Below are 11,595 nucleotides of genomic sequence, written 5' to 3'. Positions count from 1 at the left end.
GCCACCGGCCGGCCCGCCGCCCGCGGCCCGCCTCGACGCCGAACCCTCGCTCGCCGAGCGCCCGCTGCGCGGGGCGCCCTCCGCTCTCCCTCCCGCGCGGCGCGGGGTGCGGGCGGGGGCCGGGGGGAGCTGGCCCTTCTGGGGGCCCCAGTCGTTCGGGTCGGGGACGCCCGGGGGCTGCATCTGGCGGCGCTTCGGGCCGCCGTCGTGGGGCTCGCCCGGTTCCTTCGCGCCCGGCCAGGCCTTCGCGACCCGGGCCGCCAGCACGAAGTCCTTCCGCAGCGGGTGCCCCTCGAACTCCTCCGGCAGCAGCAGCGGCACCAGGTGCGGGTGGCCGGCGAAGTCGACGCCGAACATCTCGTGCGTCTCCCGCTCGTGCCACGCCGCCCCCGCGTACACGCCCGTCGCCGTCGCCAGCGCCGGCGCGCCGTGCGGCACCGTCGTACGGAGCAGCAGCCGGCGCGGCGGCGTGCCGACCGCGACGACGTGGGCGGCGACGCGGAAGCCCTCGTCCGGTTCGTCGACGGCGCTGAGCCAGTCGAAGAACGTGCAGCCCAGCTCGTCGCGGGCCGTCTGCAGCGCCGTAGTCCAGGCGGCGGGCGGCACGTCGACGGTCAGGACGCCGTACGCCGTGCGCGCCGCCGCGCCCGGGCCGAACAGCTCCTCCGCCGCCCGCGGCAGCCACCCCACGGGTCCGGCGTCGTCCGCCTCCCCCGGCTCGGTCATCCGCCGGCCTCCCCGTTCGGCCCGTTCGGCGGCTGCACCAGCCCGCTCGTCAGCGCCGCCGCGGACGTCGGGGCGGCCGCGGCCGCCCCGTTCCCGTACCGCTCCCGCAGCGACTCCCGCGCGATCTTCTCCTGCAGCTTCAGGATGCCCTGCAGCAGCGCCTCCGGCCGCGGCGGGCAGCCCGGCACGTACACGTCCACCGGGACGATCTGGTCCACGCCCTTCGTCACCGCGTACGAGTCCCAGTACGGCCCGCCGCAGTTGGAGCACGCGCCGAAGGAGATCACGTACTTCGGCTCCGGCATCTGCTCGTACAGCCGCTTCACCGACGGCGCCATCTTGTCCGTCACCGTCCCGGACACCACCATCAGGTCCGCCTGCCGCGGGCCCGGCGCGAACGGGATGACGCCGAGGCGGATGAAGTCGTGCCGGGCCATCGACGCGGCGATGAACTCGATCGCGCAGCAGGCGAGGCCGAAGTTGAAGACCCACAGGCTGTAGCGGCGGCCCCAGTTGAGCACGACCTTCATCGGCTGAGGTGCCAGGCGCTGCAGTACGCCGAGGCGCTGCTCGGGGTGCTCGGGCTGCACGGGGTTCAAGTCCATTCGAGGACGCCCTTCTTCCAGGCGTAGAGCAGGCCCACGGCGAGGAAGCCGAGGAAGATGAACATCTCCACCAGCGTCACCGCCCCGTACCCCGGGGCCGCGAAGACCGTCGCCCAGGGGAAGAGGAAGATGGCGTCGACGGCGAAGATCACGTACAGGAAGGCGTACACGTAGTAGCGGACCTGCGTGTGCGCCCAGCCCTCCCCGACCGGGTCCACCCCGCACTCGTACGTGAGCAGCTTCTCCGGCGTCGGCACCGCGGGCCGCAGCAGCCGGGCGCCGCCGAAGGCGACGGCGACGAAGAGCAGGCCCAGCACGGCGACGAGGCCGACCACCCCGTAGCCGTCGAAGTACCCGGCGGCAACGGCGTCGGCGGCGAACATGTCCGGCACCTCGGCTTCGCTCCCTGACTGCAGTGGCTGGCTGACCCGTGCGCATTCGGTCAGGACATCGACCTGTACGGGCAAGGAGTGTAGGCCCTGCCCCGCGCGCTGTGCCCATCCCGTGCACGCCACTTCCGCCGCGCCGCACGCGTCCCGCCCGCCGCACCCGGCCCGCACCGGGGCGCCGAAGCGGAGACTCCTCCGCAAAGGGTGGGGTTAACCCCCGTACGTTCCCCCCACACCCCCCATGGCGTCGCGGTACTCCGGCGCGGCACCCTGGGAGGATGACGTACAGCCGCCCCGGCGCGGAGCCGCAGCCCAAGCCCCGCGGCGCTGAGCCGCTGCCTCCGCCGCGCGCGCCGCTCAGCGGCGCGACCTGGCTTGAGATCGTGCATCTGCTGGTGAACCTCCCCGTGGCGATCTTCGCGTTCACCTACGTCTCGATCTGGCTGTACGCCGGCGCGTTCCTGTCGATCACCGTCATCGGACTGCCGCTGCTGGCCGCGGGCCTCGCCGGCGCGCGCGGGATCGGCGCGTGGGAGCGCGCGCGGGCGCGCGTGCTGCTCGGCGTGCACGTCGAGGCGCCGACGCCGATCCGGCGCAGCACCTACGGGGGCTTCCTGCCGTGGCTGTGGGCGATGCTGAAGGACCCGGTGGGCTGGCGGACGACGCTGTACAGCGTGATGCGGCTGCCGTGGGGGGTCCTCACCTTCGGGCTGACGATGGTGTCGCTGTTCGTGCTGTGGCCGCTGCTGCCGTGGCTGGCGCGCGGGCTGACGGAGGTGGACCGGGCGATGGTGCGCGGGCTGCTGGCACCGTCGGACCCGCTGGAGCGGCGGATCAAGGAGCTGGAGGAGAACCGCGGGGTCGTGGTGGACACGGCCGCGGCGGACCTGCGGCGCATCGAGCGCGACCTGCACGACGGCGCGCAGGCCCGGCTCGTCGCGCTGGCGATGGGTCTGGGCCTGGCGAAGGAGAAGCTGCTGGAGGACCCGGAGGCCGCGGCCGAGATGGTCGACGAGGCGCACGGCGAGGTGAAGCTGGCGCTGCAGGAGCTGCGCGACCTGGCCCGCGGCATCCACCCGGCGATCCTCACCGACCGCGGCCTCGGCCCGGCGCTGTCCGCCGTCGCCGCCCGCTGCACGGTGCCCGTCACGGTGACCGTCGACCTCAGGGAGCGGCCGGCGCAGGCCATCGAGGGCATCGCGTACTACACGGTCTCCGAGCTGCTGCAGAACATCAGCAAGCACAGCGACGCGAAGACCGCGAGCGCCGACGTGTGGCGGGCGGAGGGCCGCATCATGCTGCAGGTCACCGACGACGGCCGGGGCGGCGCCCGGCTGGACGCGGGCTCGGGGCTCTCCGGGCTGGCGGAGCGGCTGGGGTCGGTCGACGGGCTGCTGGTGGTGGAGTCCCCGAGCGGCGGCCCCACGGTCGTCACGGCCGAGCTGCCCTGGCGCAACCGCGAGACGGAGCCCCAGGCGCAGGGGCAGGCCCCGGGGCAGGGCCCCGGGCGGGGGCGGTGGCGGGCACGGGCTGCGCGCGTGTAGGCGTACGGCCGAGGGTGGGGTTTTCCCCCGTACCGACAGACCGACCTGCTCCATGGCCCGCGGCGCCCCCGCCGGAGAGGCTGGAGGCACAAGCTCGACAGACCCGTCACCAGCGCTCCGGCAGAAGGACTTCCGACGATGGACAGCACCGCGTACGCCCCCGAGGCCCGCCGCCCGCGGGTTCCCCTCGCCCTGCGCGCCCCCTTCGAGGCGCGCACCTGGCGCGAGTTCCTCTACCACCTGCTCAGCCTGCCGGTGTCGATCGTGTTCTTCGTCTACACGATCACCATGCTGTCGCTGGGCGTCGGCCTGCTGATCACGTTCCTCGGCGTCCCGGTGCTGGCCGGGATGCTGGCGGGCTGCCGCGGCATGGGCTACTTCGAGCGGGCCCGCGCGCGGCTGCTGCTCGACCTGAAGGTCGACGACCCGGAGCCGCTGCACCGGCGGGCCTCCGGGTTCATGGGCTGGGTCGGTTCGCTGTTCCGCAGCGGCGAGTCGTGGCGGAGCATGCTCTACGGGCTGCTGCACATGTTCTGGGCGGTCTGCTCGTTCGCGATCTCCGTGGCGATGATGACCTGGGCCTGGTCGATGGTCACGTACCCGCTGTGGCAGTGGGTCTTCCCGGCGCACTGGGGCCAGGAGGGGCTGCAGGTGTACGGGAACGAGTCCGGGGAGGGCTGGTACCTGGACTCGGCGCTGGAGCAGGCCTTCGCCGTCGTCGTCGGCGGGGTGGCGCTGCTCGCCTCGCCGTGGGTGGTGCGCGGGCTGTCGTACGTGGACCGGGCGATGGTCGTCGGGCTGCTGGGCCCGTCGAAGCTGGCGACCCGGGTGCAGGAGCTGGAGACGGACCGCGGCGTCGTGGTGGACACGGCGGCGGCGGACCTGCGGCGCATCGAGCGCGACCTGCACGACGGCGCGCAGGCCCGGCTCGTCGCGCTGGCGATGGACCTGGGCCTGGCGAAGGAGAAGCTGCTGGAGGACCCGGAGGCCGCGGCCGACATGGTCGACGAGGCGCACGGCGAGGTGAAGCTGGCGCTGCAGGAGCTGCGCGACCTGGCCCGCGGCATCCACCCCGCGATCCTCACCGACCGCGGCCTCGGCCCGGCGCTGTCCGCCGTCGCCGCCCGCTGCACGGTGCCGGTGTCGGTGACCGTGGACCTGCTGGAGCGGCCGGCGCAGTCCATCGAGGGCATCGCGTACTACACGACCTCGGAGCTGCTGCAGAACATCAGCAAGCACAGCGGCGCGAGCCGGGCGATGGTGGACCTGTGGCGCGCGGAGGGCCGGCTGATGATCCAGGTCACGGACGACGGCCGGGGCGGCGCCCGGCTGGACGCGGGCTCGGGGCTCTCCGGCCTGGCGGAGCGGCTGGGGTCGGTCGACGGGCTGCTGGTCGTCGACTCCCCGCCGGGCGGGCCGACGGTCGTCACGGCGGAACTCCCCTGGCGCTCGTAACCGCGCCGCGCTGCCCCGCCCCCCGGCTTCCCCACGGGGTATCCGCTCCGGTGGCTCCCCTTGTCGCCGAATCCTGGGATGCTGGAGGTCTACACATCTTCGTATGGGGGGCAGGCAACGGTGGAGGACAGCGTGCGGGTGGTCATCGCCGAGGACTCGGTGCTGCTCCGGGAAGGGCTCACCCGGCTGCTCACCGACCGGGGCCACGAGGTCGTCGCCGGTGTCGGTGACGGCCAGGCGCTGGTCAAGACGGTCGGCGAGCTGGCCGCCGAGGGCAGCGCGCCGGACGTCGTCGTCGCCGACGTGCGGATGCCGCCGACCCACACCGACGAGGGCGTCCGCGCGGCCGTGCAGCTGCGGCGCGACCATCCCGACGTCGGCGTGCTGGTGCTCTCCCAGTACGTGGAGGAGCAGTACGCCACCGAGCTGATCGCCGGCTCCAGCCGCGGGGTCGGGTACCTGCTGAAGGACCGGGTCGCGGAGGTCCGCGAGTTCGTGGACGCCGTCGTCCGGGTCGCCGAGGGCGGCACGGCGCTCGATCCCGAGGTCGTCGCCCAGCTGCTGGGCCGCAGCCGCAAGCAGGACGTGCTCGCCGGTCTGACCCCCAGGGAGCGGGAGGTCCTCGGCCTGATGGCCGAGGGCCGGACGAACTCCGCGATCGCCGCTCAGCTCGTCGTGAGCGACGGCGCGGTCGAGAAGCACGTGAGCAACATCTTCATGAAGCTGGGCCTGGCACAGAGTGAGGGAGATCACCGCCGGGTGCTCGCGGTCCTCACGTACCTCAACTCCTGACCCGCTCAAGGGCCGCTCAGCGCCGCTCAGGGCCGCTCTGCGGCGCCCCCCGGCGCTCTCCCGGCCCGCCGCCAGGTGCGCACTACCGGCGGGCGCCAAGCCGCCCCCATGTCACATCCGCGCCCCGCTGACAAGTGATTGTCAGCCCGGAGGAAGGGGTTATGAGGGGGGTTAGATCGGAACAAATGCGGATATAGCCCTCCGTCTCGTCACCGTCCAGTTTGCGGACACGCTGAGGAAGGCATGCCTAACCGACGTACGATGGTCACTGGGTCAGGCGGTCGGTATCCCGTTCCCGAGCGGCCGCCGCGAGGGAGGTCCACGAAGGTGACCAGCGAGGTCAACAGCAAAGAGGTCAAGCGCCTGGACCGGGTGATCATCCGGTTCGCCGGTGACTCCGGAGACGGGATGCAGCTGACCGGGGACCGCTTCACCTCGGAGACGGCGTCGTTCGGCAACGACCTGTCGACGCTTCCGAACTTCCCCGCCGAGATCCGCGCCCCCGCAGGCACCCTGCCGGGGGTTTCCAGTTTCCAGGTGCACTTCGCCGACCACGACATCCTCACCCCGGGGGACGCGCCCAACGTGCTGGTCGCGATGAACCCGGCCGCGCTGAAGGCGAACATCGGCGACGTGCCGCGCGGCGCCGAGGTGATCGTCAACACGGACGAGTTCAACAAGCGCGCGATGGCCAAGGTGGGTTACGCCGCGAGCCCTCTGGAGGACGGCTCGCTCGACGGGTACAGCGTGCACGAGGTGCCGCTGACCACGCTGACGGTCGAGGCGCTGAAGGAGTTCGGGCTGTCCCGCAAGGACGCCGGCCGCTCCAAGAACATGTTCGCCCTCGGGCTGCTGAGCTGGATGTACAACCGCCCGACCGAGGGCACCGAGGGGTTCCTGCGGGCGAAGTTCGCGAAGAAGCCGGACATCGCCGAGGCCAACATCGCCGCTTTCCGGGCCGGGTGGAACTTCGGCGAGACGACGGAGGACTTCGCGGTCTCCTACGAGGTCGCGCCGGCCGAGTCCGCGTTCCCCGCCGGCACGTACCGCTCGATCTCGGGCAACCTGGCGCTGGCGTACGGGCTGATCGCCGCGGGGCAGCAGGCGGACCTGCCGCTGTTCCTCGGCTCGTACCCGATCACGCCGGCCTCGGACATCCTGCACGAGCTGAGCAAGCACAAGAACTTCGGCGTCCGCACCTTCCAGGCCGAGGACGAGATCGCCGGCATCGGCGCCGCGCTCGGCGCGGCCTTCGGCGGCGCGCTGGGGGTGACGACCACCTCCGGCCCCGGCGTCGCGCTGAAGGCCGAGACGGTGGGCCTCGCGGTGTCGCTGGAGCTGCCCCTGCTGGTCGTGGACATCCAGCGCGGCGGCCCGTCGACCGGGCTGCCGACGAAGACCGAGCAGGCGGACCTGCTGCAGGCGATGTACGGGCGCAACGGCGAGGCGCCGGTGCCGGTCGTGGCGCCGGCCACGCCGTCGGACTGCTTCACCGCGGCGCTGGACGCCGCGCGGATAGCACTGACGTACCGCACGCCGGTGATGCTGCTGTCCGACGGCTACCTGGCCAACGGCTCCGAGCCGTGGCGCATCCCGGAGGTCGACGAGCTGCCCGACCTGCGCGTGCAGTTCGCCACCAAGGCCAACCACACCCTGGACGACGGCACCGAGGTCTTCTGGCCGTTCAAACGCGACCCGCAGACGCTGGCCCGGCCGTGGGCGGTGCCCGGCACCCCGGGCCTGGAGCACCGCATCGGCGGCATCGAGAAGGAGGACGGCTCGGGCAACATCTCGTACGCGCCGTCCAACCACGACCTGATGGTGCGCACCCGGCAGGCGAAGGTCGACGGCATCGACGTGCCCGACATCGAGGTCGACGACCCCGAGGGCCCGGCGGGCGAGCGGGCGCGCACGCTGGTGCTGGGCTGGGGCTCGACGTACGGGCCGATCACCGCGGCCGTACGCCGCGTGCGCCGCGCCGGCGACCGTATCGCGCAGGCCCACCTGCGCTACGTCAACCCGTTCCCGGCCAACCTCGGCGAGGTCCTGGCCGCGTACGACAAAGTCATCGTCCCCGAGATGAACCTCGGCCAGCTCGCGGCCCTCGTCCGCGCCCGGTACCTCGTCGACGCCTACTCGTACAACCAGGTCAACGGCATGCCGTTCAAGGCCGAGCAGCTCGCCACCGCTCTCAAGGAGGCCATCGACAATGGCTGAGACGACCGCTGAGGGGCCGGCGATCGACGCCCTTTCGCTGATCCCCAAGGCCGAAGCCAAGCAGTCCATGAAGGACTTCAAGACGGACCAGGAGGTGCGCTGGTGCCCCGGCTGCGGTGACTACGCCGTCCTGGCCGCCGTCCAGGGCTTCATGCCGGAGCTGGGCCTGGCCAAGGAGAACATCGTCTTCGTCTCGGGCATCGGCTGCTCGTCCCGCTTCCCGTACTACATGAACACCTACGGGATGCACTCCATCCACGGCCGCGCCCCGGCCATCGCCACCGGCCTGGCCGCCACCCGCCGCGACCTGTCCGTCTGGGTCGTCACCGGCGACGGCGACGCGCTGTCCATCGGCGGCAACCACCTGATCCACGCGCTCCGCCGCAACGTCAACCTCAAGATCCTGCTCTTCAACAACCGGATCTACGGCCTGACCAAGGGGCAGTACTCGCCGACCTCCGAGATCGGCAAGGTCACCAAGTCCACCCCGATGGGCTCGCTCGACTCGCCGTTCAACCCGGTCTCGCTGGCGCTCGGCGCCGAGGCGTCCTTCGTCGCCCGCACGGTCGACTCGGACCGCAAGCACCTCACCGAGACGCTGCGCGCGGCGGCCGCCCACCCGGGCACGGCGCTGATCGAGATCTACCAGAACTGCAACATCTTCAACGACAACGCCTTCGAGGTGCTCAAGGACCGCGAGCAGGCCCAGGAGGCGGTGATCCGGCTGGAGCACGGCAAGCCGATCCGCTTCGGCACCGACGATCACAAGGGCGTCGTGCGCGACCCGGCCACCGGGGACCTGGAGATCGTGGAGGTGACGGCAGAGAACGAGGCGGACGTCCTCGTCCACGACGCCCACGCCGCCACCCCCACCACCGCCTTCGCCCTCTCCCGCCTCGCCGACCCCAACACGCTGCACCACACGCCGATCGGCGTGCTGCGCAGCGTGGACCGGCAGGTCTACGACACGGAGATGGCCGAGCAGCTCGACGACGCCGTCCAGCACAAGGGCAAGGGCGACCTGGGCGCCCTCCTCGCCGGCGGCGACACCTGGACGGTCCTCGGCTGAGCCGACGGGCCGCCCGGGGCCGACACGGCCCGGACCCGGACCCGGGCCCGCACCCCGGGTCCGGGTCCGGGCGCTTTGCCGGGCGCCCCGCCCCGGTGTGCCGTCCGGGGGCGCTGCCTCAGGCCCGTGCCGTGTCGTATCCGGCGCGGGCCGTGGCCACCTCGGCCACGCTGTCGTTCGCCCAGACCGCCAGCGGCCGCACCAGCCGGGCCGCCTGCCCGCCGAGCGGGCTCAGCGAGTACTCCACGTGCGGCGGGATGACCGGCTTCGCCTCGCGCAGCACCAGGCCGTCGCGCTCCAGCGTCTGCAGCGTCTGCGCGAGCATCTTCTCGCTGACGCCGCCGATCCGCCGCCGCAGCGCGCTGAACCGCATCGTGCCGTCCTGCAGCGCCAGCAGCACCAGCACGCCCCAGCGGCTGACGACGTGCTCCAGGATGTTCCGCGCGGGGCAGTCGGGCTCGATCACGTCCGGAAAGCCCCGCAGCCCGACCTCTTCACTTACCTTCATCCCAGTACCTTACGTCAAAGTGGGTACTTTCTCGCCGTAAGCGTGGAGCCTACGGTGGTTCTCATGAAGATCACCGTCACCGGAGCCACCGGACACCTCGGCCGCCTCGTCGTCGCGGCCCTGCTGGAGCAGCTGCCCGCCGAGCGGATCGCCGCCGTCGTGCGCAGCAAGGACAAGGCCGCGGACCTCGCGGCGCGCGGCGTGGAGCTGCGGATCGCCGACTACGACGAGCCCGCCGCGCTCGCGGACGCCTTCCGCTCCGGCGAGCGGGTGCTGTTCATCTCGGGCAGCGAGGTGGGGCGGCGGGTGGCGCAGCACCGGGCGGTCGTCGAGGCCGCCGCGGCGGCGGGCGTCGGGCGGCTCGCGTACACCGGGATCCTCGGCGGGCCGAAGGCCGACTTCCCGCTCGCGGACGAGCACAAGGCCACCGAGCAGCTGATCCTCGACTCCGGGCTGCCGTACGTCTTCCTGCGCAACGGCTGGTACCACGAGAACTACACCGAGCACCTCGCGCCCGTGCTCGAACACGGCGCCGTCCTCGGCAGCGCGGGCGACGGCCGGATCGCCTCCGCCGCCCGCGCCGACTACGCCGCCGCGGCGGTCGCGGTGCTGACCGGCGAGGGGCACGAGGGCCGGGCGTACGAGCTGAGCGGCGACACGGCGTGGAGCCTCCCGGAGTACGCCGCCGAGGTCGCCCGGCAGTCCGGCGCCCCCGTCGGCTACCGCGACCTGCCGCCGGACGGGCACCTGCGGGCTCTGGTCGGCGCCGGGATGCCGGAGCCGGTGGCCGAGATGCTGGTCGGCGTCGACGCGGCGGTGTCCCGCGGGCTGCTGGCGGGGACGACGGGCGAGCTGGCCCGGCTCATCGGGCGGCCGACGACGCCGCTGGCGGAGGCGGTGGCGGCGGGGCTCGCGGCCGTACGCGACACGCCGCAGGAGTAAGGACCCAAATGCTGATACGAGAATGACAACCGGCTCGTCCGCCCGCTACCGTCGTCACGGCGAAGGCCGTGTGGGACGGCGGACGGGAGGGCGGCCGTGGGGTCATCAGGTGACGCTCCGGCGAGGTCGGCGGGCGAGGCGCGGCTCGGGCTGCTCTACGGCTTCGCCGCGTACGGCAGCTGGGGGATCATCCCGCTGTTCTGGCCGCTGCTGGAGCCCGCGAGCCCCGCGGAGATCCTGGCCAACCGGATGGTGTGGTCGCTCGTCGCCTGCGTGCTGCTCCTGCTGGTGCTGCGCCGCTGGGCGTGGATCCGGCCGCTGCTGCGCGAGCCGCGGCGGCTGGGGCTGGTCGCGGCGGCCGCGGCGACGATCACGGTCAACTGGTTCGTCTACATCTGGGCGGTCAACTCCGGACACGTCGTCGAGGCGGCCCTCGGCTACTTCATCAACCCCCTCGTCAGCATCGCCTTCGGGGTGCTGCTGCTGCGCGAACGGCTGCGCGTCGCGCAGTGGGTCGCGGTCGCGGTGGGCGCGGCGGCGGTGGTGGTGCTGACGGTGGGGTACGGGCAGCTGCCGTGGATCGCGCTGGTGCTGGCGTTCTCCTTCGGGACGTACGGGCTGGTCAAGAAGCGGATCGGGCTGGAGGGCATCGAGTCCTTCGCGGCGGAGACGTCGGTGCAGTTCCTGCCGGCGCTGGGGTTCATGCTGCTGCTCGGCGCCCGCGGCGACGCGACGTTCCACACGGAGGGCGTGGGCCACGCGCTGCTGCTCGCGAGCTGCGGGGTGGTCACGGCGTTCCCGCTGATCTGCTTCGGCGCGGCGGCGGTGCGGCTGCCGCTGTCGACGATCGGGCTGATGCAGTACCTGGCGCCGACGCTGCAGTTCCTGCTGGGCGTGCTGTACTTCCACGAGTCGATGCCGGCGGAGCGGTGGGCGGGCTTCCTGCTGGTGTGGCTGGCGCTGGCGCTGCTCACGTACGACGCGCTGCGCACCGCGCGGCGGGGGCGGCTGGAGCTGCGCCGCGCGGAGGCGGTACAGGCGTCGGCAGCGGCGGCCGGTCCGGAACATGCGGCGGGTAAGACGGGTAAGACGACGGCGGATTCGGCCCGCTCCGCATGAGCCGCAGCCGCGGGAGCCGCGGCGGGCTGCGAGGGGTCGGCCGGGAGGGCGCGCGTAGGCTGCGGGGATGGCGGACGAACGGGCGGGCGGGTCGAAGCTGCGGGCCCAGGTGGGGACCGCGGGGGTCATGGGCGCGCTCGCCGGGGCCGCGCTCGCCGGCGGACGGGGCGCCCGCGCGGCGGTCGGGGGCGCGGGCGCGGCGGCGGCCGGGGTCGGGGCGGCCGTCTTC

11 protein-coding genes are annotated in these 11,595 nt (G+C 73.0%); 7 read left to right on the top strand and 4 right to left on the bottom strand.

Annotated features, from left to right (window positions below):
- From ABD317_RS26820 to ABD317_RS26810, 3 genes are all read right to left on the bottom strand, one after another.
- A partial coding sequence (locus tag ABD317_RS26820) for an NADH-quinone oxidoreductase subunit C (RefSeq protein WP_344292791.1) occupies window positions 1-726 on the bottom strand: 726 nt, incomplete at its 3' end.
- On the bottom strand, window positions 723-1,331 hold the full coding sequence (locus ABD317_RS26815; RefSeq protein WP_344292789.1) for an NADH-quinone oxidoreductase subunit B: 609 nt from the start codon (window positions 1,329-1,331) through the stop codon (window positions 723-725). The genes ABD317_RS26815 and ABD317_RS26820, both read right to left, overlap by 4 nt.
- Window positions 1,322-1,714, bottom strand: coding sequence for an NADH-quinone oxidoreductase subunit A (locus ABD317_RS26810; RefSeq protein WP_037782615.1), 393 nt, complete (start codon window positions 1,712-1,714; stop codon window positions 1,322-1,324). The genes ABD317_RS26815 and ABD317_RS26810 overlap by 10 nt, the downstream gene beginning before the upstream one ends.
- A 284-nt stretch (window positions 1,715-1,998) precedes the next feature.
- Here ABD317_RS26810 and ABD317_RS26805 point away from each other — a divergent pair, with 284 nt between their 5' ends.
- The 5 genes from ABD317_RS26805 to ABD317_RS26785 all read left to right on the top strand — a co-directional run bounded on the left by ABD317_RS26805 (window position 1,999) and on the right by ABD317_RS26785 (window position 8,797).
- Entirely contained in the window at window positions 1,999-3,264 is a 1,266-nt protein-coding gene (locus ABD317_RS26805; RefSeq protein ID WP_344292785.1) for a sensor histidine kinase, read from the top strand.
- Between the two features lie 138 nt (window positions 3,265-3,402).
- Window positions 3,403-4,719 (top strand): sensor histidine kinase, encoded by a 1,317-nt coding sequence (locus ABD317_RS26800; protein WP_344292783.1) that lies wholly within the window; start codon window positions 3,403-3,405, stop codon window positions 4,717-4,719.
- Between the two features lie 132 nt (window positions 4,720-4,851).
- On the top strand, window positions 4,852-5,511 hold the full coding sequence (locus ABD317_RS26795; RefSeq protein WP_027754832.1) for a LuxR C-terminal-related transcriptional regulator: 660 nt from the start codon (window positions 4,852-4,854) through the stop codon (window positions 5,509-5,511).
- 327 nt (window positions 5,512-5,838) lie between these two features.
- Complete coding sequence (locus ABD317_RS26790) at window positions 5,839-7,728, top strand: 2-oxoacid:acceptor oxidoreductase subunit alpha (protein WP_344292781.1); 1,890 nt, start codon at window positions 5,839-5,841, stop codon at window positions 7,726-7,728.
- Entirely contained in the window at window positions 7,721-8,797 is a 1,077-nt protein-coding gene (locus ABD317_RS26785; RefSeq protein ID WP_344292778.1) for a 2-oxoacid:ferredoxin oxidoreductase subunit beta, read from the top strand. Before ABD317_RS26790 ends, ABD317_RS26785 begins: the two co-directional genes overlap by 8 nt.
- A 118-nt stretch (window positions 8,798-8,915) precedes the next feature.
- Here the strand turns inward: ABD317_RS26785 and ABD317_RS26780 are convergent, their stop codons facing one another.
- The gene (locus tag ABD317_RS26780; protein WP_344292776.1) at window positions 8,916-9,305 is read right to left on the bottom strand and encodes a winged helix-turn-helix transcriptional regulator; all 390 of its coding nucleotides are present in this window, start codon (window positions 9,303-9,305) and stop codon (window positions 8,916-8,918) included.
- A 63-nt stretch (window positions 9,306-9,368) separates the two neighbouring features.
- Here ABD317_RS26780 and ABD317_RS26775 point away from each other — a divergent pair, with 63 nt between their 5' ends.
- Entirely contained in the window at window positions 9,369-10,247 is an 879-nt protein-coding gene (locus ABD317_RS26775; protein ID WP_344292774.1) for an NAD(P)H-binding protein, read from the top strand.
- Window positions 10,248-10,343: 96 nt separating this feature from the next.
- Window positions 10,344-11,366 (top strand): EamA family transporter RarD, encoded by a 1,023-nt coding sequence (gene rarD, locus ABD317_RS26770; protein ID WP_344292772.1) that lies wholly within the window; start codon window positions 10,344-10,346, stop codon window positions 11,364-11,366.
- Window positions 11,367-11,595 lie beyond the last annotated feature (229 nt).

It is taken from the genome of Streptomyces synnematoformans (genome assembly GCF_039531005.1).
GTDB classification, from domain to species: domain Bacteria; phylum Actinomycetota; class Actinomycetes; order Streptomycetales; family Streptomycetaceae; genus Streptomyces; species Streptomyces synnematoformans.
The sequence above is the reverse complement of the archived record's forward strand: the minus strand, read 5'-3'. Positions and strand labels throughout refer to the sequence as shown.

What these genes read in the sequence shown, in the direction of transcription:
- ABD317_RS26810 (WP_037782615.1), bottom strand. Translation starts at nt 1,714, where the DNA reads ATGTTCGCCGCCGACGCCGTTGCCGCCGGGTACTTCGACGGCTACGGG.
- ABD317_RS26800 (WP_344292783.1), top strand. Translation starts at nt 3,403, where the DNA reads ATGGACAGCACCGCGTACGCCCCCGAGGCCCGCCGCCCGCGGGTTCCC.
- ABD317_RS26805 (WP_344292785.1), top strand. Translation starts at nt 1,999, where the DNA reads ATGACGTACAGCCGCCCCGGCGCGGAGCCGCAGCCCAAGCCCCGCGGC.
- ABD317_RS26815 (WP_344292789.1), bottom strand. Translation starts at nt 1,331, where the DNA reads ATGGACTTGAACCCCGTGCAGCCCGAGCACCCCGAGCAGCGCCTCGGC.
- ABD317_RS26775 (WP_344292774.1), top strand. Translation starts at nt 9,369, where the DNA reads ATGAAGATCACCGTCACCGGAGCCACCGGACACCTCGGCCGCCTCGTC.
- ABD317_RS26780 (WP_344292776.1), bottom strand. Translation starts at nt 9,305, where the DNA reads ATGAAGGTAAGTGAAGAGGTCGGGCTGCGGGGCTTTCCGGACGTGATC.
- ABD317_RS26785 (WP_344292778.1), top strand. Translation starts at nt 7,721, where the DNA reads ATGGCTGAGACGACCGCTGAGGGGCCGGCGATCGACGCCCTTTCGCTG.